Raw genomic sequence first — 24,179 nt, forward strand, 5'->3', positions numbered from 1 at the left:
CATATGCCGCTCTCCTGGGCTACCGCTACACCCCGAACGACCTAGGGAACAGAGCTGCCAACCACGTCCGCCCTTACAAAGCAGTTATCACGGCATCCTCGATCATGGCTTGGCCGTCCCTGGGCCGTGGAGCCAATGTCGATTGCACGCTAGCGGCGTGGGCTGGCCGGGTCACGTCCGCTGGAGTGGTGTATCGACGGCCACTAGGTGATCTCGTTTTGAGGCTATGCGGTGAGTTCGGTGGGCAGAGCGGTCTCGTCGATTTCTGACTCGATCGGGTGGAGGCGGGCCTTGGCCAGCAGGTCGAGTCCCATGTAGCGACGGGCCTCGGTCCACTCGTCGTTCTGCTCGGCCAGGACCGCGCCGACCAGGCGGATCAGGGCGGTGCGGTCGGGGAAGATGCCGACCACGTCGGTGCGACGCCGGATTTCCTTGTTCAGCCGCTCCTGCGGATTGTTCGACCAGATCTGCCGCCAGATCTCGCGCGGGAATGCGGTGAACGCCAGCAGCTCGTGCTGGGCAGCGTCCAAGTGGGCTGCGGCCTTGGGGAACTTGGCCTCCAGTGCGTCCAGAACGTGCCGCATCTGGGCCTTCACGGCGTCACTGTCGGGCTGTTCGAAGATGGTCCGCAGCAGCGTGGCCACCCAGGGCTGGGCCGACTTCGGAACCTGGCTCAGCAAATTTCGGGCGTAGTGGGTTCGACAGCGCTGCCAGGAAGAGCCGGGCAGGACCGCACCGATCGCGTTCACCAGGCCGGTGTGCGCGTCGGAGACGACCAACTGAACCCCGCTCAGGCCGCGGGCGATCAGGGAGCGCAGGAAGGCGAGCCAGCCGGCGCCGTCCTCGCAGGTGGCGACGTCGATGCCCAGGATCTCGCGATGTCCGTCGACGTTGACACCGACCGCGATCAGCGCGTGGACGTTGATGATCCGGCCGCCCTCGCGGACCTTCTGGGTCAGGGCATCGACCCAGACGAACGCGTAAGGGCCCTGGTCCAGGGGCCGGTTGCGGAATGCGGCGACTTGCTCGTCCAGGTGCTTGGCCATCGCACTGACCTGGGACTTCGACAATTGGGTGACGCCGAGGGACTCGGCGAGCTTCTCGACCCGGCGCGTGCTGACACCGAGCAGGTAGGCGGTGGCGACCACCGAAATCAGGGCCTGCTCGGCCCGCCGGCGCCGTTCGAGGAGCCAGTGCGGGAAGTAACTGCCCTGGCGCAGCTTGGGGATGGCCAGTTCGACCGTGCCGGCCCTGGTGTCCCACTCGCGCGGGCGGTAGCCGTTGCGGTGGTTGACGCGTTCGTCGCTGACCTGGCCGTATTCAGCGTTGCAGAGGGCGTCGGCCTCCGCGGACATGAGCGCGTCGGCGAAGGTTTTGACCATCGCGCGCAGCAGATCGGGACTCGCCGCGGCGAGGTTGTCTTCCGCGAGGGCATGCAGGGGCACACTGTCAGGTGCGGTCATCGTGCTGATCTCCTTCGAGGCTTCGACACTTCGAAGATCAGCCGGTGGCCGTTCATCTATGCGGGCATCAGCCAGAAGCCGGAGCAAACCCCCGGATCAGGTCGAACCCATACACCATCTCCATGGACGCAACCGCTGGCCGCCGCCTCGCTCAAGCGTGATGGGGAGTATCTCGACCTCACTACCAACCCAAGCTGGGCCCCCTCAACCGGATGCCTGCTGAAGGAGGGTCAACCTCGGGGTCACTTGCTGCCTCCCGCACGCTCCGAAGGTCATCCGCTGACGCTGACGTCACCGAGGGGCGGTCCCAGCCGTCCCAGGACAGTTCGTCGAGCGGGGGTGGGGTCGGTATCACCGCGGGGCGGTCCCAGCCATCCCAGGACAGTTCGTCGAGCGGGGGTGGGATCGGTATCACCGCGGGGCGGTCCGCCTCCTCCGAAGGCGCCGCGGCATACAGGTCCATATCGACCTGAGGTGCGATCGGCGTCACCGCGGGGCGGTCCCAGCCATCCCAGGACAGTTCGTCGAGCGGGGGTGGGATCGGTATCACCGCGGGGCGGTCCGCCTCCTCCGAAGGCGCCGCGGCATACAGGTCCATATCGACCTGAGGTGCGATCGGCGTCACCGCGGGGCGGTCCCAGCCATCCCAGGACAGTTCGTCGAGCGGGGGTGGGATCGGTATCACCGCGGGGCGGTCCGCCTCCTCCGAAGGCGCCGCGGCATACAGGTCCATATCGACCTGAGGTGCGATCGGCGTCACCGAGGGGCGGTCCCAGCCATCCCAGGACAGTTCGTCGAGCGGGGGTGGGATCGGTATCACCGCGGGGCGGTCCGCCTCCTCCGAAGGCGCCGCGGCATACAGGTCCATATCAATTGCCCGGTGGAGCGCACTGCCTCCACGGCCGCTGCCGGCGCTGCCGCCGGTGCCGGAACCCCCAGGGTTGGTTCCCGCAGGCCTGCTGCCTGCACGGCCTCCACCGCCGCTGCCGGCGCCGCCGCCGGAGCCGGAACCCCCAGGGTTGGTTCCCGCAGGCCTGCTGCCTGCACGGCCTCCACCGCCGCTGCCGGCGCCGCCGCCGGAGCCGGAACCCCCAGGACTGCCGGAGTCTCTCGGCGACTCCTGCCGGTTGCCTATGGCAACGTCCCCATCGCCGCTCGCGTCAAGCACACCGATCAGCACTTTCGGCCGGTAGGCCAATTGGCCTACCCATGTACGTATCCCCTGCGGCAGGATGTCGGAGAGGCTGGGGAATGGAATCGATACACGCCCACCAGACCGCGCCAACAACTTGCGAATTTTGACCAGGGGGCGGAATTGAACCTTCTTGATCACATGAGTGAAGGGAGAGGCGTCGCCGTTAGCGCTGCGCCCAGCATTGCGAGTGGAATCCCCTCCAGGGGTGCGCTGCTGAACGCTTCGCCCGGAAGCATGGTGCGCAGCAGATGAATCTCCATAGAGGGTCGCGAGCAGGCCGATGATCGCCAGGAAGACTCCTGTGACGCTAGAGACTTTATCCGCCTGATCAAGGCCGACATGGATCAGATAAATGGACAACGCGGCAGTCGCTGTAAGCGCCAGCGTTGCTCCCAGGAGCCGGACTACGCGTCGGGTCATCTGCACAGAGTGGGTCACGGTGCGCTCAAAAACAAGAGTCCTTGAGAGGGCTGATTCTTCAGAGGCACGTGAGAGAAAAGCGGCTAGTGACGCTCGCCTTACGGGAGGTGCAGGGCATTCTGGGATACCCGAACTGACGGTAAGGCAGGGCAATTGCTGTTCTTTACGAAAGCGGGAACGGTGAGAGCCCTCGACCTCTTTCGCTACTCAGAGACTCTCGTATTGCGTAAAGGGTGAAGGTCATCGAGATCGTGAAGAGGGAATTTGAACGGTGACACGGCTACCACATCGGTTTCACCATGACCGCAGTAGACCGCCAGTGCCAGTGGCCGTCGATGGCCGACTGGCCATCCCAGCAGCCTCTAATGCCCTCCCAGTCATGCATTCGGGACGAATAGGTCGTGCCAGACGCGTGCCAGATGAGCCGGGGAACCGAAAGGAACACCGGGGAATCGAGGCACCCGCCACCAGACATCGACGGCCTTCCACCCCAGGTCGGTTCCCCCAACACGCCCCAGGTCAGCTCAGCTTCCCAAGCTCAGGGCACTCGTTGCGTTCTGTCCCCCTTGTCCCTGGCGAAGGGCGTCTTGAGGCTCAACGTGAGGGTTTGAAGCTCACGCAGACCGCCAAGATGGGAGGCATGGGTAGCTGGGGGGATCTAGCGGGACAAACAGCCAGCGCGCTTGTAGGGACGTTGGCCGGCGGAGGTATCGCGGTGTACGTGGCGCGGTGGCAAACCGCGAGGACTGTCGAATCACAAATCCAGCTCGCGGCATCTCAAGATGCTGCCAACAGCGCGTTAGCACGTCAACAAGGGATGCAGCAGCGCTCTGCAGAGGCTGCACAGCGGCTCTTAGGCCACCTCGCAGAGCTTTACGCGTGGCTGCCATCGCTGCCGGACCTCGCACAGGACGAGCCGCGGTTGAGCCCGCGGGCTCGTGAGCGCTGTGCAGTGGCCGTCGACTCGGTCCGGCGGGGCATGCAGACCGATCTTCTCTCCATAGGAGACAACCGTGTCCGCGATCGGTACAGGGCACTTGTGCGGTTGTGTTTCGACGTCGGCTATCGAGGCATCGGCCAGATCCATCGCGAACGCCAGATTCGCGACCTACGTGGGTACCTGCGCTATGTCCAGTTCACGCTTGAGGCTGTGATCGACGGTAGTACCTTGCCGGATGACTACGCGGCACCAGTACTTGAGCGCAGTGACAGTACTCCCTGGCTGCCGCCGGTGCTGCCCTGGCACTGGCAGGACCCAGCCGACAGGAGTTGAAATACTCAGCTGACATCCATGCCTGACATCAACGACAGCGAACTTCGGAAGACTTGAGCCGCCAGGGACGACGGCCCCTCTTGGCGCTGGCCGCGGTACCGACGGTTGCGGAGCGAACTTACAAGGCGGTGCTCACCGCGCCCCGGGGCCGGCATGCCAAGTAGGGTCCGCGCGTGACTACCTCTCCTGAGCACGTCGACAGCAGAGAAGACCTGGCAGCCTTCGTACGTTCCCTACAGGGCAGCCACGCCGAGGATGGCAGCTCATGGCAGAACCGGGACCTCCCGAGCTTCCTGGAGGCCTTGGCGGCATGGATCGACGACGCGGACGGCTGGTACCGCAACGCTGGCCGCGAGCTGCCCGATAGCGGTGACTGGAGGTTCTTCGCACGAGCTCTGCGTGCGGCAACCATCTACGAGTAATCCGGGCCGTGTCGAATGTCTGTCGAAGTCGAGTGGCAAGCGGTCGTCGACGCGGGTGATTACCCAGGCCAGGGCCCGATTGCGGGCGTACGGGCAAAGCGCCTTCTAAACGGTCCGTCGTTTCGGGACGTGCCACAGCCGTGCCACATCGTGCGGTCAACCACGGTCAACGACGGCTCGCCGCAGTCGAGATGCACTGTTCACCTGGGCTGCCGCTACGGCCGTAGTGACCTGGGCGAACATGTCGCGGACCACGTCCGCCCTTACAACGCAGTGGTCGCGGGCTTCTGGGCAGGTCATGATCTACCCATGGACGAGTACACCTGGCCAACGCGCCGCCCCAACGTGCCGGGGCAGTCGCCAGAGGAAGTCTGGACGGCGACCCTTACAGCCCTCCCCCTGGGAGCCTCCGTCGCAGGAGAGGTGATCGGACGCCAGCCCTTCGGTGTCTTCATCCGGGTCGACGGAATTCCGGGAGCCGTCGCGTTGGCCGAGATCATTGCCATGCCCGAGGGGATGGGACTGCCCGTTCTCGGGGCGCGCATCCGCGGTGAGGTCATCGGGCACGCTGAGCACAACCACCAGGTGCGAGTTCGGCTGCACGAGTCGGGGGCGTCGCTGGGGTGATCACGTCTGGGCCGTCCCTGGGCCGTGCGAGGGCGCTCAACGACGACCAACGCTGACAACCACCGACAGGTAAGTCGCAGGTCACAGCGTTGATCGATTACACGGCCGCAGGTCACAGACCCGGCCTTTCACTTCTTCGGCTATTGATCGAGTCCTTACGACCGGCACTTCGCGGCGAAGTGGTCGCGTCGGTTGGTTGTCAGTAGCTGTGACCGGGCCAGTGCGGATCCGTCCAGCGGTCCAGCTCGGTGAGACCGAGCAGCCGTATCCGGTGCTGCAGATCCGTCGAAGCGCCCGACTCGCGGAGCCGTGCCGCAGCGTGTCCGAGGAGCCACGCGACCAGTTCGGCGCGCATCTCCTCTTCGTCATGCTCGTACCAGCTCACCCGCCACGGCAGGCTGTCCCCCAGGAGCTTGTACTCCCATTCCGCCGCCGTCTCGGCGAGACGGCGGTCGCTGAGGTGACCGGTCTGCTCCTCCCATTCGGCGAGCCAGGGCCCAAGCGTTCCGGATGCCTCGGCGCACATCACGAAGACCTGGTGCGCCGGGACGATCGCATCCGGGTCGGTGAGGCTCTGCACCCACCAGGCATGCAAGAACTCGCGTACCGGACCGGCTTGATCGTCGGGCCACTGCTGCCAGCGGCCGAGGGCGAAGCAGTACCCGGCCTCTTCCAGGCCGAACAGGGGCTCCGCGCGACCGGCGACCAGTGCTGTGGCGAACTGAGGCAGTATGCGGCGCAGCACGGCCGCGTGATCGGTCCAGTCCCAGGCCTGCCAGGTCCGGCGCAGGAGATCCGGCTCCAGCTCCACGTTCGGCGTTTTCAGAAGGGAGAGTTCTTCCGAACTCCCCCAGTGGCATTCGCAGTTGTGCTCGTCCGGATGCGCGGTCACATCGCGGAAAGTGATGGCGATGTTGTCCAGTGCGGCACTGAGGCGGCGGCGTGCGGGGTGGTCGGCGAGATGCATGATGTGCCTGGCCTTCGAGAACTCCGTACGGCTTCCGCCGACCGAAGATCGGCACCTTACCGGGTGAGGACAGCGCGAGCAATGACGCGGGTGCCCGGCCCTCTCACCTGAATCCAGCCCAAGGCGGCAAGCCCGCCTGCGCTCGTCTCGGGACGAAGAGGCCGTGCCAGACGTGTGCCAGATCGTACGGGGAACCACGGGGAACACCGGTGAACCAACTGGCCTCAACCCAGGCGCCGATAGCACTCAGCAGCAGGTCAGCCTCGGAGTAGCCTCTAGATCACCTCAGCCTTCCAAGCTGATGTCTCACGAAAAGGTAGTGGAGCGCCCCTACCGCGGTCAGGGACGATGGCAGCATGCACTACTTCAATGGGACAGGTTGGCTCGCGATCTTCACCGGCACGGAGACGATGATCAGCCGGACCGTCGACGTGGACGCCTGGGACGCGGCAACAGGCGTTGCCCTCGTCGTCGATCCCCAGCGAGGAACCCGCCGGCCAGTGACGGACTACACGGACTTCTCACACCTGGAGCGAGCCGACCAGGTGGTAGCCGCCATACCGGGAGGCGGCTGGCGCGCCCACTGGAAAGACGAAGGTCCCGACGACGGACCGTTGACCGAGCAGGTGCTTGCTTGGCTCGTCACTTCCATGGGACGGGCCGCTCCGATCACCGTCGACGCGCACGGACATGTGGACGACGCAGAGAGCGCCGATCGTCTCATTCCGCCGGGCGAGGAGTGAAGGAACCTTCTGACGGGTGACTGTCCAACTGCATGGCAACGCCGACGAACACCCAGTGCACTTGTGGGCCTTCCGCGTGCTGCTCTCCGGGCCACGTGGCGGCACAGACCGCACGGCTCAGCGAGGCGCGTAGGCCACACGCTCGAAGGGCCACTCGCGGGCCAGCCAGTCGCTGACGACACGGTAGAGCTCGGCGTCGAGGGAAGCGTGGTCCGCGCGGACCCAGGAGCGGACATCAGTGACACCTGACTCGTGACGTGAGCCGTATATGTAGACACAACCGATGACGTCGTCTTCTGGGACTGAGAGAACGGTATAGGTGAAACCGACGCGCCGGTCGAAGTCCTCCGCGTGCCGGCGCAAGTCGTCGAGGTTGGCATCCAGGGTCATGCCTCCTGACGGCGGCCAGGAACGGCCCACGAAGTCGGGGTTGGCACGAATGTGGGCAATGCTTGAGGTCCAGGCAGCGTGGTCGGCAGCATTGTGCTGAGGGCCGAGGGGCTCGAGGCGGAATCGATCCGTGGCGGGCGGGTGCGGTATGGCGAAATCGGGGGCCACGAGGGGCTGGTCAGGTGAGGTCACCGCGGGAGGTTATCCCGGGCCCCTCCCGATCTCGCGCACATATTGGCAGCCAGCTCCCCCAGCCGTCGCGACGATCCCCGGACATCCAAGCCTGACACCAACGACGTCGGTCAAGCATGTGCCCATGCAGCCCGATCCCGTCGTCGCGACAACGGGCGACGACGCCAGGACCAGTCTCTGATCGAACTCCTAAATCGGTGAACGCTCGGCCCACCGCTGCGGACGGGCGCAGGCCACCAGTGCGATGCCGTCCTCGGTGAAGTAGCACAGGAACGTCCATTTCTGATCGGCAGAATCGATCAGCCCTCCCCGCACCGGCCGGCCATGCTCGCGGAGGAGCTGCACCATTCGTTCCAGCCCAAGAGGTTCGACCCCGCGCAGCCGCGGACGCCTCGTCGTCTCCGGCCAACAGCGCGTCCAGCAGATGCCGTTCCATGGTCACCCCGCCGAGATCCTGCGGTACGGCAGCCAGGTACCGTAGCCTCAGCAACCGCCCGCGTCCGGTAGCGTCCCTCCGGGGCCCTGGGAGCGGCCGGAATGGCCGTCACTGGCCGATCCGGCTGGAGCACGAAGAAACTCCCTGACGCAGTAGCGCGTCTAAGACCGGCGAGAGCCTCTCGGTTGCAGGTCGTCTCGCATGACCTTCTGTAAATTTTCCAACTGCTGGAAGAACGGCTGCCTTACTGCCTCATATTCTGCGGATTCTGGCCGAAGAGGCTGCGCGGCGAGGGTTTCACGAATCATGCGGAGCTGTCGATAAACCGGCAGAGCGGCTTGATGAACGCGATCCGGAGAAACAATGGCCAACTCTCGCAGAACGGCTTTGGCGTCACTGTTTTGAGGGTCATTATGGAAGGCATCGTGAACCCCCTGCCGCCGGGCATCGTCTGGTTGCTCGCGAAATGCAGCCACTATCATGCGACTGTGCGCCTGTGCTAGAGATGTCAGGAAGCGCGCATATACAACACGCTTCGTCTCATTCCAGTACCGGTCTTGTTCTCTGCGCGACCGCACGAGGTCGGTGACAAGAGTCGTCCCGACACCGAAGACCGCTCCGATGACCGCAACCGCGAGAGTCGCCAACTCCATGTACACAGCGTACGTTTCCCGTTACTTGGGAACCAGATTGAGTCAGCAAGCGCCCATGCCCTCGGGCGGCCTGTACGACCGATCCCTACAGAGCTACGGATCTGAAGGTCGCCCCCGAGCGCACCGCAGATCCGCGCGTGCCACAGCCGTGCCAGATGCAGGGGTCAGCCGCTCGACATGGTCACTCCCTAGCGCGGCTGCCCTACGACGATGCCGGCGTAGTTGAGATGCGGGTGATGCCCGCATGATCGGTGAGCAGGTCGTGCGGGCTTGCTGTCAGTCGTGCCCTGTACGGTCCCGCCCATGGCTGAGAGACCAACTACAAGCTGGCGTCACGGCATAGCTCAGGAAGCCGCGGAGCTTGCCGCGGGAACCCTGGATCCCGACTGCGCCTGCATGGCAGGACTGTTCCCCGAGGAACTACTCGCTGCGACCGATGCCGTCCTCGACACCTTCGACGGTGACCTTCCTGGACTTGCCGAGGCCACTGACGCGCAGATCTTTGCCGTGGTGGAACGCGTCGTCCTGGCCCTGAACGCGGTGGACGACGCCCCCAACGGCGGCGCCTTCGAGACCGACGAGCGTGAGCAATTGTGCGACTACATCGACACGTCGCTCACCGAGCACGGTGTCGACGTAGTCGCACTGACGGCTCGCCATGGACTGGGGCGGTACCAACTCACGGACAAATGGCGGAAGTGGTAGATCCGTGCTCCGACGCGAGCCGCTGAACATCGCATCACTCCGCACCACAAGCGCACCAGATCGGGCGGGGAACAGCGGGAAATCACGGTGAATGCAGCCAGCTCCGACGGTTCGTATCCACGTCATTCACCCAGGCCCGGGCCGGCCGTAAAGGCCCGTAGCATCCCAAGCTGAGGACTCTGGTCACCGGAGCCAAGACATACGTTGCAGGGATGCCGACCGAGTCCGTACCAACCTGTCCCCCGTGCGGTGGCCCGTTGAACGCCGGCACGATGGCGCTTTGTCACCGCGAGGCGGACCCTGACAGTCCTGCCCCGCCGTTGAGACTCCGCTGACCTCATGCGGAAAGACGCGCCACGTGCCACCAGGCCCATTGGGCTGGGCGATGGCGAGGTGCGCGCCACGAGGGAGGGGTCAGTCTGCGGCGATCAGTACGTCTCCCTCACTGTCACGCCAGCCGATGCTCACTGCCCCGTCGCCAATGTCACGTACGTCGAGTTCCCTGCTCTCGTCCGGAACGGTCATGGTCGGCAGTCGCAGGGTGTGGAGCAGACGCCCGGTGCCCGCGTCGAGGACGAGCAGGTCGGCGCGGATCCGGCGACCCGTGTCCTTCCCCGTGAGGAACGGCTGGCGTGCGACGTACACCCGGCCGTCGGCAATCTCGGGAAACCCGTACTCCTGGCCGGTCGGCGCCCGCAGCTGCCAAGCAAGGTGTCCGTCCCGGGTGCGGTAGGCGCGCAGGAGAGTGTCGTGGTCCTCCTCGGATCGGTCGCCGGGGTCGATGGCCGACAGTACAATGCCGCCTCCCGCGGCGACCGCGTCCCACGCATCCGCGGCAGTGAGAGCGCGCGCAGTGGCCCCTTGGCGGTTCACGCCGAGCAGCTGAATGGCCGGCGGGTGGTCCGGATCAGGGATGACCAGCGTGTGCTCGCCTCCCCTGACCATCAGCCTGGGGGCCGCGGTGTGCTGCTGCCACAGAACCTTGCCCGTGCGGTTGTCGATGCCTAGCAGGAGGTAGTAAATGCCCCTGTCGGGGCTCGTCACGTTGCAGACCAAAGGGACGACGCTCAGGTGGCCCGGCAGGGCGTACGCAGTGATCACGAGCCCGTCGGGGCAGGATCTGGGCGTCTTCGCAGTCCACAGACTCCGGCCGTCGCGCTCGGCGAAGGCACGCACGGCACCGGGGGCCTCGGTGAGAGCTTGGCCGCTGGCGAGCGCCGTGGTCCTATGGCCCTTGGCATGCTGGATTTCTACGTGCCACAGCGGCTTGCCCGTGCGCAGATCGACGCCGATGAGCCTCCCGTCGCCGAAGGCGGCCACCACGGTGCGTTCCGACACGTCGAACGTATTCACACCGGCCTCCGAGTCTGGGCGCTCGTAGCGCCAGTACTCCTTGCCGGTCCGCACGTTCGCCGCAGTCACGCCGGAGAGCGAACCTGTCTGCCGTACGTACAGTCCGTGGACCAAGGCTTCATCGAATCCCGAAGTTCGACGTACGACGTGTTCAGGTGCGACAGGGGCTCCGGCGCCGACCGCGGCGGGAAAGGGGCCGTGGGCTCCAGTGACCACGTCCCGTGGCTGGTGCCTGTGCACCCACGAGTGGCTTGTCGCGAGGAGGAGCAGCGCGATGAGCAGGCCCCACACCTGACGGCGGGCCAGCGCCCGCACTTTCGCAACGTTCGGAACAGGCTTGCCCGGTCCCCCCGACAGCCCCATTCCTGGTTCTCCCAGCAAATTCATCCGTCGCGCCACAACAGCCCCCCGGCCCTGCCCCCGATCACCGTGACCCGATGGCTGAGGGATTCTCACCTTCCGCAGAAGAGCAGCACAAGGGTTGCGGTGTGGTTGCCACGGCTCGCCAGGTGGTTCCCGAGGGCCCCTGTCCATTTCCCTGGGCTTCTGCCTGGTTTGCGCTCTCAGAGCGAGGGCCAGGGACTGCCTCAGTTTCCGTCTCCCTCAATGCCGTTCAGAGTCGTTCGCACCGATACGACAGGTCCAATCGGGCACCGCTGACGACCCGGAACGAACGCGCGTCAACCACAGCGGACCACCGCCAGAACCCGACCAACAAACTTGGAAAGTGTGTCGGTCGGGACCTGGGCAGTCTGCCGTTCCGGCCGGCAGAGGTGGCCCCCGAAAGAAACCTCCCGGTCACCGCGGGCGACCCGGTTCCGGATGCGTCTCCTCGTCGGCAGCCGCGGCCTCCCCTCCCTGCTCGGTCGCGACCAGGCTGGAGAGCAGTGCCAGCGCCTCGTGCGAGGGGGAGCCGGGTTCGGCGGTGTAACCGGTGATCGTGAGGCCGGGGGCGCTGGTGACGTCGAGGGACTCGAACCTCAGAATCAGGTCGCCGACCGCCGGGTGGTGGAAGTGCTTGGTGCCGCTGCGGTGGGCCAGTACGTCGTGGGCCGCCCAGCGGGTACGGAACTCGGTGCTGCGCGTGGCGAGCTCCGCCACCAGGGTGGTGACCGCCTTGGAATGCGGTGACCGTGCGGCTTCCACGCGCAGCAGGGCGACGGCGTCGTCGGCCGCCTTGTCCCAGTCGGGGAAGATCTCGTCGGCCCGGTCGTCCAGGAAGATGAACCGGGCCAGGTTCGGCGGCTCGGTCTGCCGCTCGTGGACCGCCCCGTAGAGTGCCCGGCCCAGTGGGTTGGCCGCGACGATGTCGAGGTGGGCGTTGTACACGACGGCCGGCGCGGAGACCATGGCGTCGATGAGCGCCTGCACACCCTGCGGAACCTTGCGGCTCGGGCCCCTCGACGGCTTCCCGCCCGCCTTGGTGGTTGCTGCCCGGGCCAGGTCGAACAAGTGGGCCGTCTCCACCTCGTCCAGGGAGAGGGCCGCGGCAATGGCCTGAAGAACATCGTCGGAGACACCGGAGACCTGTCCGCGTTCGATCTGGATGTAATACTCGGCGCTCACCCCGGCCAGGTACGCGACCTCCTCGCGCCGCAGGCCGGGGACCCTGCGACGCCCCGACGTCGCGAGCCCCGCCTGCTCGGGGGTGATCTTCGCGCGCCGGGTCATCAGGAAGTCTTTGATGTCCTTGGCGGTGTCCATGATTCGAGGCTAGGTCCATCGCGCGGTGCCAGCGAGGGGCTGCCGGTACCTGCGACAAACGACCTCTCCCACCAGGCCACGACGGCGCCGCGCCTGGTCGGTGTCGCCCGCACCGACCGGTCGGGCGCCGCCGACACCCGGGGAGCTCACTCCGTCGGTACTGCCTCGGGCAGGCCGAGCGCTGCGGACACATGGCGCCAGACGGCGGCGAGCACCATGTCCAGCGTGATGGTCGGGTCGCGCAGCATGAGGCGGATGCCGTAGCCGTCGCACAGGGACAGGACGAGGGTGCTGAGGGCGTCCACGTCGGTGGGGGTGAACTCGCCGGTCGCGATGCCGCGGCGTACCGCGTCGGACACCCAGGAGTGCAGCTGGGCGTACAGGTCGACGGCGAAGACCCGGGTGGTCTCGTCGCGCAGCGCCCTCACCCAGAGTTCCTGCCACAGCTTCCAGTCCTGGTGCAGCTGGGGATCGCTGGGCAGCAGATTGCGCACGATGCGGGCCAGGATGACCGCCGCCGGTGCCGACTCGGCGTCGCGTTCGACGTCGACGGCGGTGTTGGCGAAGGAGTGCGTCATCGCCTCGGTGAACAGCTTCTCGCGCGTGTCGAAGTGGTAGTGCAGCAGCGCCGTCGACACTCCGGCCCGCTCGGCGACCATGCGCATGCGGATCTTCTCGAAGCCGATGTCGGCGATGACCTCGCACGCCGCGGTCAGGATGCGCTCGCGCGTGTCTGCCGTGCGCACCTTCGTGGACACCCTGCGGCTCCCCTCGTTCGGTGGTCGTACGCCAAGACCATTTTCCCTCAACTCGGCCGCGCCGCGGTCGCCCCCTCCCGATGTTGTTCGTCGTAAGTGTGGAAACCCCGTCCCGACTTCCGCCCCAGCAGGCCGGCCTCCACCATCCGGGACAGCAGTGGGGGCGGCGAGTACTGGGGTTCGCGGAACTCGGCGTACAGAGACTCGGCGATGGCTCGCGTGGTGTCCAGACCGATGAGGTCGGTCAGGGCCAGCGGGCCGAGCGGGTGGGCGCAGCCGAGGACCATGCCCCGGTCGACGTCCTCGACGGTCGCGCTGCCCGACTCCACCATGCGGACGGCGGCGAGGAGGTAGGGCACCAGCAGCGCGTTCACGACGAATCCGGCCTTGTCCCGGGTGCGTACGACCTCCTTGCCGAGGGTCGTGGTCACGAAGGCCTCGGCCCGTGCCGCGGTGGTGGGCGAGGTGAGCAGTGACGGAACGAGTTCGACGAGGCGCAGCACCGGTACGGGGTTGAAGAAGTGCACGCCGACGACTCGGTCGGGGCGGCCGGTCGCGGCGGCGAGCCGGATGACCGGGATGGAGGAGGTGTTCGTGGCGAGGATGGTGCGGTCGCCGGTGACCACGGAGTCGAGGCGGGCGAAGACGTCGAGTTTGAGGGCCTCGTCCTCCGCCACGGCCTCGATGACCAGGTCGTGGTCGCGCAGGGCCTCGATCTCGTCGGTCACGGTGATCAGGCCCGTGGCGGCGTCATGCTCTTGCGCGGTGAGCCTGCCGTGCGCGGCGGCCCGGTCGAGCGAGCGGGTGATGCGCAGCAGCCCGGTACGGGCCGCCTCCGCGTCGCGTTCCACGACCGTGACCGGCACGCCGGCGCGTGCGCAGACCTCGGCGATGCCGGCGCCCATCAGGCCGCAGCCGACGACCCCCACGCGCTCGATGTCGGTCATCCGTCTTCCTCTCCGAAGTGGGGCGAACTGAGGCGGTTCCGCCCGGCGCGCGGCCGAGTGGGGCCGCCCGCGGGCCGGGGCGCGACGGTCCCCGGACAGGGGCTGCCCAGGGCCGGGGCACGGGGCCCCGGCCCGGGAGGCGTCGTCATGCGACGGGCAGGTCCAGGACCTCGGTGCCGCGCTTGACGAGCTCGTTGGCGATGATGAGGCGCTGGATCTCGGAGGTGCCCTCCCAGATCCGGTCGACGCGCAGCTCGCGGTAGAGCCGCTCGACGGCGTAGGTGCGGTCGTAGCCGCGGCCGCCGTGGATCTGGAGGCAGCGGTCGATCACCCGGCCCGAGGCCTCGCTGGCGGAGAGTTTGGCGATGGCCGCCTTGGCGTGCAGTGTCTTGCGGTCCTCGGCCGAGGCCTGGTCGATCTCCCAGGCGACCTGGTGGGTGTAGGCGCGGTTGACGGCGATGTCGACGGCGCAGTCCGCGAGCATGCCCTGGATCAGCTGGTACGAGGCGATCGGTGCGCCGAACTGTTCGCGTTCCACGGCCCAGTCGCGGGACAGTTCCAGTGCCCGTTCGGCGGCGCCGGTGGTGCGGGCCGCGATCATCAGGCGCTCCTCGGTGAACCAGGAGCGGGTGATGTCGTAGCCCTCGCCGATGCCGCCGAGCACCGCGTCCTCGCCGACCTGCACGTCGGTGAAGGTGAACTCGGGGTGCTCGTAGACGAAGGTGTGCATGAAGCGCGGCACGCGGGTCATCTCGATGCCGGGGGTGTCCTTGTCGACGAGGAACAGCGTGGGGGCGCGGTCCGGGCCCGCCGCGGCGAGGACGATCATGAAGTCGGCGTGGTCTCCGACGGTCACGAACCACTTCTCGCCGTTCAGCACCCAGCCGTGGTCGTTCTTCGTGGCGGTGGTGGCGAGGTTCTGCGGGTCCGACCCCGCGCCCGGCTCGGTGACGGCGTAGCAGTCGCGCCGCTCGCCCTTGATCACCGGGACGAGGAAGCGTTCACGCTGCTCCGGGGTGCAGAAGCGCAGTGCGTTGGCGGGCCGCCACACCATGTCCCACAGGGCGCCGGTGAGCCGGCCGAGCTCCTCCTGCACGGTCACCTGCTCGGCGATGGTGAGTCCGGCGCCGCCCCACTCGGCGGGCATGTTGACGGCCTGGAGGCCGGCGTCGAGGACCGCGTCGCGGATCTTGACGTGGGCGCTCGCGGGCAGGCCGTTGTCCTCCTCGCACGGGATCTCGTAGTCGGCGATGAAGTCGGTCAGGGCGCGTGCGTCGGCCTTGAGCTGCGCCTGGCGCGGGGTGAGGCGGAAGTCCATGAATGTCCTCGCTGTGTGGTGACGGGTGTACGGGGGCGCGGGGCGGGCGGTTTCAGTGCGTGGGCAGGGCCAGGGCGCTGGTGCCGCGCTTGATCAGCTCGTTGGCGATGATGAGGCGCTGGATCTCGGAGGTGCCCTCCCAGATCCGGTCGACGCGCAGTTCGCGGTACATGCGCTCGACGGGGTAGGTGCGGTCGTAGCCGCGGCCGCCGAAGATCTGCAGGCAGCGGTCGGCGACCCGGCCGGCGGCCTCGCTGGCGGCGAGCTTGGCGGTGGAGGCCTTGGCGTGCAGCGTCTTGCGGTCGGTGTGCGGCTGGTCGGCCTCCCAGGCGACCTGGTGGGTGTAGGCGCGGTTGACGGCGATGTCGACGGCGCAGTCCGCGAGCATGCCCTGGATCAGCTGGTACGAGGCGATCGGCGCCCCGAACTGCTCGCGCTCCACCGCCCAGTCCCGGGCGAGTTGCAGGGCGCGTTCGGCCGCGCCGACGGTGCGGGCCGCGATCATCAGGCGTTCGTCGGTGAACCATTCCTTGGTCAGTTCGTAGCCGTTGCCGACGCCGCCGAGCACGTCCTCGTCGGCCACGAAGACGTCGGTGAAGGTGAATTCGGGGTGCCCGTTGACCGCGGAGTGCATGAAGTGCGGCACGCGGGTCATCTCCACGCCCGGTGCGGCCCGGTCCACGAAGAAGAGCGTGGGCAGCCGCTCGGGTCCCGCGTCCGCCTGCACCAGCAGGAAGTCGGCGATGTCGCCGCAGGTGACGAACCACTTCTCCCCGTTGAGCAGCCAGCCGCCGTCGGTGCGGGTGGCCGTGGAGGTGCCGGAGGACGGGTCCGAGCCCGCGCCCGGCTCGGTGACGGCGAACGCGTCGAACTTCTCCGCGCGGATCACCGGCAGCAGGTACTTCTCGCGCTGTCGCTCGTCGCCGTACGCCAGGACGTTGGCGGGCCGCCAGGGGATGTCCCACAGACAGTTGGTGACCTTGCCGAACTCCTCCTCGACGACGACCTGGTCGAGGAGGCTGAGTCCGGCGCCGCCCCATTCGGCGGGCATGTTGATGGCGTAGACGCCCGCGTCCATGGCGGCGCGGGTCAGTTCGGTGACGAGGGCCTGCGGCAGCGGGCCGCCGGCCTGTTCGGACTGGTCCTCGTACCGCATGAGCAGCCGTGCGTAGTCGGCGGCGCGGCGCTTCAGGTCGGCCTGTTCGGGGGTGTAGCGCATGTCCATGGGGGCCTCTTGGGTCGGGGGACGGCGGGCGGGACTCGGGGCGGGGCCTTCGGCGGTGGTCAGGCGAGGACGGCCCGGGAGTCGAGGGCGAGGGCACCGTGCGGGCTGACGAGCAGCGGGTTGACCTCGATCTCGGCGATCTCGGGGTGGGCGGCGGCGAAGGCGGTGATCGCCTCGACGGCCGCCGCCGCCGCGGCGACGTCGACGGGCGGGCGGCCGCGTACGCCGTCGAGCAGGGCGGCGGTGCGCAGTCCGCGCAGCAGACTCAGGGCACGGCCGGCGGAGACGGGCGCCAGTGTGAAGGCGACGTCGTGCAGTGCTTCGGCCAGTACTCCGCCGAGGCCCACCATGGCGACCGGGCCGAAACGCGGGTCCCGGTTGACGCCGACGATCAGTTCGATGCCGTCGGTGAGGTCCGCCATGGCCTCCACGGAGTAGGCGGGGGCGCCGAGCCGGGCGTGCATCTCGCGGAAGGCGGCGAGCAGTTCGCCGGGGCCGGCGAGCCCCAGGGCCACACCGCCCGCGTCGGACTTGTGGAGCAGATGGAGGGCCTTGAGGACGTAGGGTCCGGGGAACTCCGTGGCCGCGGCGAGCAGTTCGCTCTCGTCGTGGATCTCGCGCGCGGCCGGGAAGGCGAGTCCGGCTTCTTCGAGGGCTCTGCGGGTGCCCATGTAGCCGCTGTCGCGCAGGGGGGCCGCGGCCGGGGGAAGCGGGGTGACGCCGGTGGGCAGGGGGCCGGGCGTCGTGGCGGCGAGGGCGCGCGCGGCGTCCTCGGTGGCGGCGAAGACCGGGATGCCGGCCGTGGCGAGGGTGCGGCAGCTGGGCGAGTCCGGGTACATCGACTGCACCACGAGCGGTTTCGCGGTGGCGCGGTGGTGGTCGGCTATGAGACGGGCGGCCTCCCGCTCCCCCTCCGCGAGCACCAGGCCGCCTCCGCCGAGTCCGCCGTCGGCGGCCGCGTACCCGCCGAAGTAGCCGGTCATCAGGACGGCGTCGACCTCCTCGGCGGCCAGCAGCGCGGCGACGGTCCGCGCGTACGAGCCCGGGTCCTGCTCGCCCATCCCGGCGAGGTCCACCGGGTTGGCGACGGCCGACTGTTCCCACAGGGCCTCGCGCAGGTGCTGCCGTGTCGGCCCGGTGAGTTCGGGCACCGTGAAGCCGGCCGCCTCGACGGCGTCGGCGGCGACGACACCGTGGCCGCCGCCGTCCGTGAGCACGGCGACCCGGCGGCCGGCCGGCCGGCGTGCGCCGGTCAGCGCGGCCAGGGCGACGGTGAGTTCACGGGGGGTGGCGACGAGTTCGACACCTGCGTCGCGGCACGCGGCGGTCACCACGTCGGCGGAGGTGGTGAGCGCCCCGGTGTGCGACTGGGCGCTGCGGGCGGAGGCGTCGCCGCGTCCGGCGGTGAGCAGCACCACGGGTTTGCCCGCGTCGGCGGCGGCCTCGGCGAAGGCGCGTCCGTCGGCGAAGTCCTCGGCGTAGACGGCGATGGCGCGGGTGCCCTCGTGGCGGGCGCAGTCGGCGAGCAGGTCGACGAGGGTGACGTCGGCCTGGTTGCCCAGTGAGACGAACCGGGAGAAGCCGAGGCCGTGCGGGCGGAAGCGGAGCTGGAGTTCGAGGGCGAGGTTGCCGCTCTGGCTGAGGAGGGCGACGCCGCCGGGCGTGAAGGTGTCGGAGGCGAGGAAGAGGTCGGTGGTGTTGTCGGCGATTCCCAGGCAGTTGGGGCCGACCATCACGGCTCCCGCGGCGCGGACCCGCTCGGCGACGGCGAACTGCCGGGTCCGTCCGGCCTCTCCGGTCTCGGCGAATCCGGCGGTGATCGCGACGATCGCCCGGGCCCCGCAGCGCAGGGCCTCGTCGACGGCGTCCTCGAAGCCGGCGGCTGGCACGGAGACCACCGCCAGGTCGACGGGTTCGCCGATGGCGCTCAGGCTGGGTGCGGCGCTGCGGCCGAGCACGGTGCCGCCGCGGCGGTTCACCAGGTGGACGGGGCGGCGGCCGTTCGCGCGGATGGCCTGGGCGGCTATGGCATGGCCGTACTTGGCCGGGTCGTCGCTGGCTCCGACGACGGCGACGGAGACGGGGTCGAAGAGGGCCGACAGGTCACGTCCCATGTCACTTCACCAGCCGCAGCGCGGAGTTGGGGCAGGCGGCGACCGCGGCGAGGGCGGCTTCCTCGCCGTCCGGCGGGACGTCGCCGACGCGGAGCTGTGCGTAGCCCCACTCGTCGAGGTCGATCTGCTCGGGCGCGGGTTCCTGACAGAGGCCGTAGCCCTGGCAGCGGGTGGAGTCCAGCAGGAGTTTCATGGTGCGGTCCTTTCGGTGCGCCGGGTTCGGGCGGGCGGATGGCGGGGTGGGGTGGGGTGGGGTGAGGAGGCCGGGGGCAGGTCAGGGCACCGGGACCGTGAACCGGTGTGCCTCGCCGTTCGGCGTCGCCCGGCACGGCGGGCAGACCGTCCCCCGGTGGGCGTCGACGCGGTCGGGGAAGTGGGTGAGGAGGGTGCCGGCGATGCGGGCGGCGGCGTCGAGCAGACCGCAGGCGCCACGCCCGGGCAGTTGCTCCGCCCAGCGGCGCAGCCGGTCGGTGGTGTCGTCGTCCGCCTCGCCGCGCGCGACGGTCGCGAGGGCGCCGGCCAGCGCTCCGGTGCCGGAGACGCACACCCCGCACTGGCGGGCGCTCTGGGCCGCGAGGTGGGCGGCGGCCTCGTGGGCGGCGGCGACCGGGCAGTCCTCGGGGTGCAGGAAGTGCAGCGCTCCGCAGCCGAGCGCTCCCCCGGCGGCCCGGAGCCGGTCGTGGTCGAGCGGAAGGTCCGTCCAGCCGGCGCCGTGCAGCCCTCCGAACAGACCGCCCAGCAGGACCCCTTCGGACCTGCCGTGGCCGCACAGGTCGGCGAGGACCTTCAGGTGGGTGCCGGCGGGCACCTCGACGAGTGCGGCCGCGTCGGCGCCCGTACGGCTCCGGGTGCCGGAGAGGGTCACCAGATGGGTGCCGGCTACGGCGTCCGCGGACTCGGGACGCGCGTGCATCAGTGCGATGCGGGCCAGCGTCTCGACGTTGGCGACGAGGGTGGGCGCCCCGCCGACACCGCGCTCGAAGGGGCGCGGGGGTTTGGCCGTGGGCAGGGCCGGGCCGCCGTCGATGCGCCGGACGACCGCGGTCTCCTCACCCGCGACGTAGGTGTGCTCGGTGCGTACGACGTCGACGGGCGGGTCGCCAGGGCGCTCGGCCAGTGCGCGGCGCACGGCCTGCTCGGCGCCGGCGTCGGAGAGGTACACGCAGCCGCGTCCGGCGCCGGTCATGGCGGCGGCCAGTCCGAGGCCGTCCAGGACCAGGTGCGGGCGGTGCCGCAGCAGCCAGCGGTCCTTGACCGAGCCCGGTTCGCCCTCCTCGCCGTTGGCGACGACGACGGGGCGGCCCGGCGCGTCGCGTACCGCACGGAGCTTGACGGCGGCGGGGAACCCGGCTCCGCCCCGGCCGCGGAGCCCCGCGGCGGCGATCCGGTCCAGGAGCAGGCCGGGCACCGGCAGCGGCGCGTAACCGCCCTCGGCGAGGTACGAGGCGAGGTCCTCGCCGCCGAAGGGGGCGACCGGGCCGGACGGCTCGCGGACACCGGGCAGCCCGGCACCGGGCAGCGGCGCGCCGAGGAGGCCGTGCCGTCCTTCGGGGAGGAGGGAGAGGACGCCGGTCATGCGGTGCTCCTGGACTCGGAGTGTTCGGAGGCCTCGTGCGGCTGCCCGGACGGGCCCGTGGGACCGGTGAGGCCCGACGGGACGAGGGGCTCGGCCTGCCGCCCGGAGGGATCCGAGCCCGCGGAGGGGTCCGTGCCGTGTCGGGACCGGAGCCGCTCCAGCGCGTTTTCCAGGTCCCGCCGCTGCGGGGCGGTGCGGGCATAGCCGGCCCCGGGCAGGCCGATCAGCATGCGGTGGTGGTCGAGGACGACCTCGCCGGCCACCAGCGCGGGTCGTGGGTCGGCGCCGTGGGGCTCCGTCGCCGCCTCGACGACCAGGTCGGTGACCTCTCCGAGGTAGCGCAGCCAGCCGCGCTGCGTACCGCGCAGCACCAGCCGTTCGACGCGGTGCCGCTCGGCGGTGACCAGGGCCGGCTGCGGGCGGCCGTCCGCCGGGGCGCGCAGGGCGGCCACCGCGGCGGGCAGCTCCTGTTCGGGTTCGGGCGTGAGGCCGAGCCATACGAGACTTCGGCGAGCGCTCATGCGTGCCTCCGGGGTCGCGCCGTTTCCGGGTGGTCCGGAGACGGGTGGCGCGGCGATGGCGTGGACGAGGGGTGCTCCGGCGCCGTGACGAGAGGGGCGCGGAGCGGTGCGGGGTACCTGGCCGGTGGCCGGGCACGGCGTGGACGAGGGGTGCTCCGGCGCCGTGACGAAAGGGGCGGGGAGCGGTGCGGGGTGCCTGACCGGTGGCCGGGCACGGCGTGGACCGAGGGTGTCCGGGCCGGTGCGAGCCGCACGGCCGGACCGGGGCGGCGCGCGGCCCGAGCCGTGCGTCGTCCGGGGACCGGGGTGTCCGACGCGGACGCCCGGTGTGGTGCGGACGGTGGTCCGCGGGCTTACGGAATGCGCCCGGGGAGCCGTCTGCGGGCCTGGGCCTTCCGCCTGCCACGACACTAACTAACTAATTAGTCAGCCCACAAGTCTTGACTTCACTCCCCGGCGGTCTCACTCTGACTAACCAATTAGTCAGCCGGATCGCGGCAGGTCCGGAGGCTTCCAGGACGAGCTCGTCCTGATCTTCACCTGCCGCCTCTTCCGGGCACGGCCTCACCGCCCATCGCCGCCGTCGCGGCGCGGAGGAGGACTTCATGCACCCCTCGACCACACGGGCAGCCACCGTCTCCCCTGCCCCCGCGGAGCCGCCCCCCGAGCATCCCGGGGAAGCGCTGTCCGCGCGCTACTACACCGACCCGGCCGTCGCCGAGGCCGAGACCGAGCACATCTTCGCCAGGTCCTGGCAGCTCGTCTGCCACGAATCCGACCTCCCCGGCCCCGGCGCACGGCTGACCGCCACCGCCGCCGGCCGGGAGGTCCTGGTCGTGCGCACCGAGGACGGCGCCCTCGCCGCCCACCTGAACGTGTGCCGGCATCGCGGGACCCGTCTGGTCAGCGCCCCCGAGCCCTCGGGCAAGGCGATCCGCTGCCCGTACCACGGCTGGACGTACAAACTCGACGGCCGGCTCGTCGGCGCCCCCGAGGCGCGCCGCATCCCCTGTCTGGACAAGCCCCGCCTCGGACTGCACCCGGTCAACGTGGAGTCCTTCCTGGGCTTCGTCTTCGTCAACCTCGACCTGGAGGCGACCCCGCTCGCCGAGAGCTGTGCCGGGCTCGCCGAGGCCGTCGGCCGCTACGCCGGCCCCGGTCTCGTGCCCGTCGGGAAGCATCGCATCCACGACCTGGCGGGCGGCGAGGAGCAGAACGCCAACTGGAAGGTGATCGTCGACAACTATCTGGAGGGCTATCACGTCCCCGTGGCCCACCCCGCGCTGATGCGTCTGCTCGACTACCAGGCGTACACGGTGGACGTCCAGGAGAACTACGTCCTGTTCGAGTCGCCGCTGCGCGACAAGCCGTCCTCGAACTGGACCGAGCGGCTCTACCAGCGCCTCGCGACCCCCATGCCCGGCCTCACCGAGGACGACCGGCGCGTGTGGCGCTACGCCGTGATCTACCCCAACACGCTCATCGACTTCTACCCTGACCACGTGCTCGCATGGACCGCCCTGCCCACCGCCCAGGACCGGGCGGCGATCCCCGGTGCCTTCTACACCCGGCACGGGGAGAGCGTCCGCACCAGGCTGGCCCGGCGGCTGAACATCCACATCGGCTGGGTCACCAACGACGAGGACGCCGAGCTGGTCGAGCGGGTGCAGGCCGGGCTGCGGACGCCCGGGTTCGAGCCGGGGCCGCTGTCACAGCGCGAGGCCGCCGTCGGATGGTTCGCCCGCCGGGTCAGGGACGACCTGAAGGGCCACATCGCGACCCCGGGCGGTCCCGGTCATGACGGCCGGGCCCCGCTCCGCGGCCGGCGCGACGGGCACGTCCCGGACGGAGACGGCCGGTGACGCCCCGCCGTACGGCCGCCGCGCCGCGCCGCCCGTACGCCGTGCTCCCCCCGTCGGGCTTACCGCACGTCGGCTGACCCCCACTCGCACCCTCCCCAGACCGGTCTTCACTACGGAGTCAGGGCCTCCGTGAGCCGACCAGCCGGTCCCGCCCTGGAGTTGTGCCGTTCCTCGACGGAGAGGACGTTCCATGTCCCCCGAGGTACCCCCACCGACCCGGCGCGCCCTTCTGCGGGCAGGCGCCTGCGGTCTGCTGGGCGCCGCGGTCGGCGGCTGCGGGTTCATGCCCGCGAAGAAGCCCGACGCAAAGGAGCTCGCGCCGGTCCAGGCGCGCGTCGACGGCGATCTCGTCTACTTCAACTGGGCCGACTTCGTCGACCCGTCCGTGTTCAAGGGCTTCGAGAAGGAGTACGGCGTCAGGGTCGTCCAGTCGAACTTCGACTCGATGGAAGGCATGGTCGCCAAGCTCAACGCCGGCAACCGCTACGACATCGTCTTCCCCACCGCCAAATGGGCCCAGCGCCTGGTCCGCGGCGGCCGCCTGCGCCGCATCGACCACTCCCAGCTCACCAACGGGCACGCCGTGTTCGGCGCGCACGGCTACTTCACCGACCCCTGGTACGACCCCGGCTCCGCGCACACCGTCCCCTTCACCGCGTACAAGACCGGCATCGGCTGGCGCCGCGACCGGATCGGCGAGCTGACCGGATCCTGGAAGGATCTGTGGAGCGACCGCGCCAGGGGCAAGGTCTTCCTGCTGGACGACCGCGACGAGGTCCTCGGCATGGGCGCCCTCGCCCTCGGCCTGGACGTCAGCACCGGAGACACCGGTGACCTCGACCGCATCACCTCGCTGCTCGGCACCCTGCGCCCGCGGCTGCGCGGCTTCTCCAGCGACAGCTACAACAACCTCCTCAACGGCAACGCCGTCATGACGCAGGCGTGGAGCGGTGACATGGCCGCCATGCTCAACCAGGCCAAAGACCCCTCCGTGTTCGGCTTCGAGGCCCCCAAGGAGGGCACGCCGATCAACTCCGACTGCTACGCCATCCCGTGGAACGCCCCGCACCCGGGCACCGCGATGCTCTTCATCGACTACATGCTCCGTCCGGAGAACGTGAAGAAGAACATCGAGTACATCGGCTATCCGATGCCGGTGGCCGGCTCCGAGAAGGTCTACGCCGACCTGGTCAAACCCTTCCCCGAGTGCCTCGTCACCGAGGAGGACCTGAAGGCGGACCTGTTCTTCCGCAACCGCGGCCACGCGGCGGAGGACGCCCGCGACACCGCCTGGACCCATGTGAAGGCGGGCTGA

23 protein-coding genes are annotated in these 24,179 nt (G+C 69.3%); 7 read left to right on the forward strand and 16 right to left on the reverse strand.

The features are described 5' to 3' along the window. Nucleotides 1–224: 224 nt before the first annotated feature. Together ACSYGO_RS08125 and ACSYGO_RS08130 are read right to left on the reverse strand one after the other, a co-directional pair. A complete protein-coding gene (locus ACSYGO_RS08125; RefSeq protein WP_460386166.1) occupies nt 225–1,463 on the reverse strand; it encodes an IS256 family transposase in 1,239 nt (412 codons plus the stop codon). A 181-nt stretch (nt 1,464–1,644) separates the two neighbouring features. Beyond that, nucleotides 1,645–2,331 (reverse strand): hypothetical protein, encoded by a 687-nt coding sequence (locus ACSYGO_RS08130; protein WP_460386350.1) that lies wholly within the window; start codon nt 2,329–2,331, stop codon nt 1,645–1,647. 1,354 nt (nt 2,332–3,685) lie between these two features. On the opposite strand from ACSYGO_RS08130, the gene ACSYGO_RS08135 reads away from it, so the two are divergent. The 3 genes from ACSYGO_RS08135 to ACSYGO_RS08145 all read left to right on the forward strand — a co-directional run bounded on the left by ACSYGO_RS08135 (nt 3,686) and on the right by ACSYGO_RS08145 (nt 5,400). Next, complete coding sequence (locus ACSYGO_RS08135) at nt 3,686–4,351, forward strand: hypothetical protein (RefSeq protein WP_426679198.1); 666 nt, start codon at nt 3,686–3,688, stop codon at nt 4,349–4,351. Nucleotides 4,352–4,524: 173 nt separating this feature from the next. Next, nucleotides 4,525–4,773, forward strand: a complete 249-nt coding sequence (locus tag ACSYGO_RS08140) for a DUF7660 family protein (RefSeq protein WP_460386351.1) — start codon at nt 4,525–4,527, stop codon at nt 4,771–4,773. A 309-nt stretch (nt 4,774–5,082) separates the two neighbouring features. Further along, complete coding sequence (locus ACSYGO_RS08145; RefSeq protein WP_426679200.1) at nt 5,083–5,400, forward strand: hypothetical protein; 318 nt, start codon at nt 5,083–5,085, stop codon at nt 5,398–5,400. Between the two features lie 199 nt (nt 5,401–5,599). On the opposite strand, the gene ACSYGO_RS08150 is transcribed toward ACSYGO_RS08145, so the two are convergent. After that, nucleotides 5,600–6,367 carry a hypothetical protein gene (locus ACSYGO_RS08150; protein ID WP_426679201.1) on the reverse strand — a complete coding sequence of 256 codons (768 nt, stop codon included), beginning with the start codon at nt 6,365–6,367 and terminating at the stop codon, nt 5,600–5,602. Nucleotides 6,368–6,723: 356 nt separating this feature from the next. On the opposite strand from ACSYGO_RS08150, the gene ACSYGO_RS08155 reads away from it, so the two are divergent. Then, nucleotides 6,724–7,110, forward strand: a complete 387-nt coding sequence (locus ACSYGO_RS08155; protein WP_460386353.1) for a hypothetical protein — start codon at nt 6,724–6,726, stop codon at nt 7,108–7,110. Between the two features lie 117 nt (nt 7,111–7,227). On the opposite strand, the gene ACSYGO_RS08160 is transcribed toward ACSYGO_RS08155, so the two are convergent. The 3 genes from ACSYGO_RS08160 to ACSYGO_RS08170 form a co-directional block, all read right to left on the reverse strand. After that, entirely contained in the window at nt 7,228–7,500 is a 273-nt protein-coding gene (locus tag ACSYGO_RS08160) for a hypothetical protein (protein WP_460386354.1), read from the reverse strand. 381 nt (nt 7,501–7,881) lie between these two features. Continuing rightward, nucleotides 7,882–8,040: a hypothetical protein gene (locus tag ACSYGO_RS08165; RefSeq protein WP_426679204.1), complete on the reverse strand. Its 159-nt coding sequence runs from the start codon at nt 8,038–8,040 to the stop codon at nt 7,882–7,884. 249 nt (nt 8,041–8,289) lie between these two features. Beyond that, nucleotides 8,290–8,781 (reverse strand): hypothetical protein, encoded by a 492-nt coding sequence (locus tag ACSYGO_RS08170; protein ID WP_460386356.1) that lies wholly within the window; start codon nt 8,779–8,781, stop codon nt 8,290–8,292. Nucleotides 8,782–9,084: 303 nt separating this feature from the next. On the opposite strand from ACSYGO_RS08170, the gene ACSYGO_RS08175 reads away from it, so the two are divergent. Beyond that, nucleotides 9,085–9,486, forward strand: a complete 402-nt coding sequence (locus ACSYGO_RS08175; protein ID WP_426679206.1) for a hypothetical protein — start codon at nt 9,085–9,087, stop codon at nt 9,484–9,486. A 414-nt stretch (nt 9,487–9,900) separates the two neighbouring features. Here ACSYGO_RS08175 and ACSYGO_RS08180 read toward each other — a convergent pair whose 3' ends face one another. From ACSYGO_RS08180 to ACSYGO_RS08225, 10 genes are all read right to left on the reverse strand, one after another. After that, on the reverse strand, nt 9,901–11,373 hold the full coding sequence (locus tag ACSYGO_RS08180; RefSeq protein WP_460386358.1) for an outer membrane protein assembly factor BamB family protein: 1,473 nt from the start codon (nt 11,371–11,373) through the stop codon (nt 9,901–9,903). Nucleotides 11,374–11,637: 264 nt separating this feature from the next. Beyond that, the gene (locus ACSYGO_RS08185; protein WP_460386359.1) at nt 11,638–12,543 is read right to left on the reverse strand and encodes a helix-turn-helix domain-containing protein; all 906 of its coding nucleotides are present in this window, start codon (nt 12,541–12,543) and stop codon (nt 11,638–11,640) included. A gap of 146 nt (nt 12,544–12,689) precedes the next feature. Then, a complete protein-coding gene (locus ACSYGO_RS08190; protein WP_426679209.1) occupies nt 12,690–13,301 on the reverse strand; it encodes a TetR/AcrR family transcriptional regulator in 612 nt (203 codons plus the stop codon). A 47-nt stretch (nt 13,302–13,348) separates the two neighbouring features. Then, nucleotides 13,349–14,248, reverse strand: coding sequence for a 3-hydroxybutyryl-CoA dehydrogenase (locus ACSYGO_RS08195; protein WP_460386360.1), 900 nt, complete (start codon nt 14,246–14,248; stop codon nt 13,349–13,351). A 145-nt stretch (nt 14,249–14,393) separates the two neighbouring features. Continuing rightward, a complete protein-coding gene (locus ACSYGO_RS08200) occupies nt 14,394–15,566 on the reverse strand; it encodes an acyl-CoA dehydrogenase family protein (RefSeq protein WP_460386361.1) in 1,173 nt (390 codons plus the stop codon). A gap of 52 nt (nt 15,567–15,618) precedes the next feature. Next, nucleotides 15,619–16,791, reverse strand: a complete 1,173-nt coding sequence (locus tag ACSYGO_RS08205) for an acyl-CoA dehydrogenase family protein (RefSeq protein ID WP_432187552.1) — start codon at nt 16,789–16,791, stop codon at nt 15,619–15,621. A 59-nt stretch (nt 16,792–16,850) separates the two neighbouring features. Then, on the reverse strand, nt 16,851–18,905 hold the full coding sequence (locus tag ACSYGO_RS08210) for an acetate--CoA ligase family protein (protein ID WP_460386362.1): 2,055 nt from the start codon (nt 18,903–18,905) through the stop codon (nt 16,851–16,853). Nucleotide 18,906: 1 nt separating this feature from the next. Further along, the gene (locus ACSYGO_RS08215; protein ID WP_432173899.1) at nt 18,907–19,098 is read right to left on the reverse strand and encodes a ferredoxin; all 192 of its coding nucleotides are present in this window, start codon (nt 19,096–19,098) and stop codon (nt 18,907–18,909) included. An 81-nt stretch (nt 19,099–19,179) separates the two neighbouring features. After that, entirely contained in the window at nt 19,180–20,481 is a 1,302-nt protein-coding gene (locus ACSYGO_RS08220) for an NADH-ubiquinone oxidoreductase-F iron-sulfur binding region domain-containing protein (protein ID WP_460386363.1), read from the reverse strand. Then, complete coding sequence (locus ACSYGO_RS08225) at nt 20,478–21,002, reverse strand: hypothetical protein (protein WP_460386364.1); 525 nt, start codon at nt 21,000–21,002, stop codon at nt 20,478–20,480. Before ACSYGO_RS08225 ends, ACSYGO_RS08220 begins: the two co-directional genes overlap by 4 nt. 605 nt (nt 21,003–21,607) lie before the next feature. Between ACSYGO_RS08225 and ACSYGO_RS08230 the strand changes: the two genes are divergently transcribed. Together ACSYGO_RS08230 and ACSYGO_RS08235 are read left to right on the forward strand one after the other, a co-directional pair. Continuing rightward, on the forward strand, nt 21,608–22,864 hold the full coding sequence (locus ACSYGO_RS08230; protein WP_460386365.1) for an aromatic ring-hydroxylating oxygenase subunit alpha: 1,257 nt from the start codon (nt 21,608–21,610) through the stop codon (nt 22,862–22,864). Nucleotides 22,865–23,054: 190 nt separating this feature from the next. Then, on the forward strand, nt 23,055–24,179 hold the full coding sequence (locus ACSYGO_RS08235; RefSeq protein ID WP_460386366.1) for a polyamine ABC transporter substrate-binding protein: 1,125 nt from the start codon (nt 23,055–23,057) through the stop codon (nt 24,177–24,179).

This window comes from Streptomyces krungchingensis, assembly GCF_054729265.1.

Coding starts and splice junctions, on each gene's coding strand:
- ACSYGO_RS08125 (WP_460386166.1), bottom strand. CDS start 1,463: ATGACCGCACCTGACAGTGTGCCCCTGCATGCCCTCGCGGAAGACAAC.
- ACSYGO_RS08130 (WP_460386350.1), bottom strand. CDS start 2,331: ATGGACCTGTATGCCGCGGCGCCTTCGGAGGAGGCGGACCGCCCCGCG.
- ACSYGO_RS08145 (WP_426679200.1), top strand. CDS start 5,083: ATGGACGAGTACACCTGGCCAACGCGCCGCCCCAACGTGCCGGGGCAG.
- ACSYGO_RS08150 (WP_426679201.1), bottom strand. CDS start 6,367: ATGCATCTCGCCGACCACCCCGCACGCCGCCGCCTCAGTGCCGCACTG.
- ACSYGO_RS08155 (WP_460386353.1), top strand. CDS start 6,724: ATGCACTACTTCAATGGGACAGGTTGGCTCGCGATCTTCACCGGCACG.
- ACSYGO_RS08160 (WP_460386354.1), bottom strand. CDS start 7,500: ATGACCCTGGATGCCAACCTCGACGACTTGCGCCGGCACGCGGAGGAC.
- ACSYGO_RS08165 (WP_426679204.1), bottom strand. CDS start 8,040: ATGGTGCAGCTCCTCCGCGAGCATGGCCGGCCGGTGCGGGGAGGGCTG.
- ACSYGO_RS08170 (WP_460386356.1), bottom strand. CDS start 8,781: ATGGAGTTGGCGACTCTCGCGGTTGCGGTCATCGGAGCGGTCTTCGGT.
- ACSYGO_RS08175 (WP_426679206.1), top strand. CDS start 9,085: ATGGCTGAGAGACCAACTACAAGCTGGCGTCACGGCATAGCTCAGGAA.
- ACSYGO_RS08180 (WP_460386358.1), bottom strand. CDS start 11,373: ATGGACAGGGGCCCTCGGGAACCACCTGGCGAGCCGTGGCAACCACAC.
- ACSYGO_RS08185 (WP_460386359.1), bottom strand. CDS start 12,543: ATGGACACCGCCAAGGACATCAAAGACTTCCTGATGACCCGGCGCGCG.
- ACSYGO_RS08195 (WP_460386360.1), bottom strand. CDS start 14,248: ATGACCGACATCGAGCGCGTGGGGGTCGTCGGCTGCGGCCTGATGGGC.
- ACSYGO_RS08200 (WP_460386361.1), bottom strand. CDS start 15,566: ATGGACTTCCGCCTCACCCCGCGCCAGGCGCAGCTCAAGGCCGACGCA.
- ACSYGO_RS08205 (WP_432187552.1), bottom strand. CDS start 16,791: ATGGACATGCGCTACACCCCCGAACAGGCCGACCTGAAGCGCCGCGCC.
- ACSYGO_RS08210 (WP_460386362.1), bottom strand. CDS start 18,905: ATGGGACGTGACCTGTCGGCCCTCTTCGACCCCGTCTCCGTCGCCGTC.
- ACSYGO_RS08215 (WP_432173899.1), bottom strand. CDS start 19,098: ATGAAACTCCTGCTGGACTCCACCCGCTGCCAGGGCTACGGCCTCTGT.
- ACSYGO_RS08220 (WP_460386363.1), bottom strand. CDS start 20,481: ATGACCGGCGTCCTCTCCCTCCTCCCCGAAGGACGGCACGGCCTCCTC.
- ACSYGO_RS08225 (WP_460386364.1), bottom strand. CDS start 21,002: ATGAGCGCTCGCCGAAGTCTCGTATGGCTCGGCCTCACGCCCGAACCC.
- ACSYGO_RS08230 (WP_460386365.1), top strand. CDS start 21,608: ATGCACCCCTCGACCACACGGGCAGCCACCGTCTCCCCTGCCCCCGCG.
- ACSYGO_RS08235 (WP_460386366.1), top strand. CDS start 23,055: ATGTCCCCCGAGGTACCCCCACCGACCCGGCGCGCCCTTCTGCGGGCA.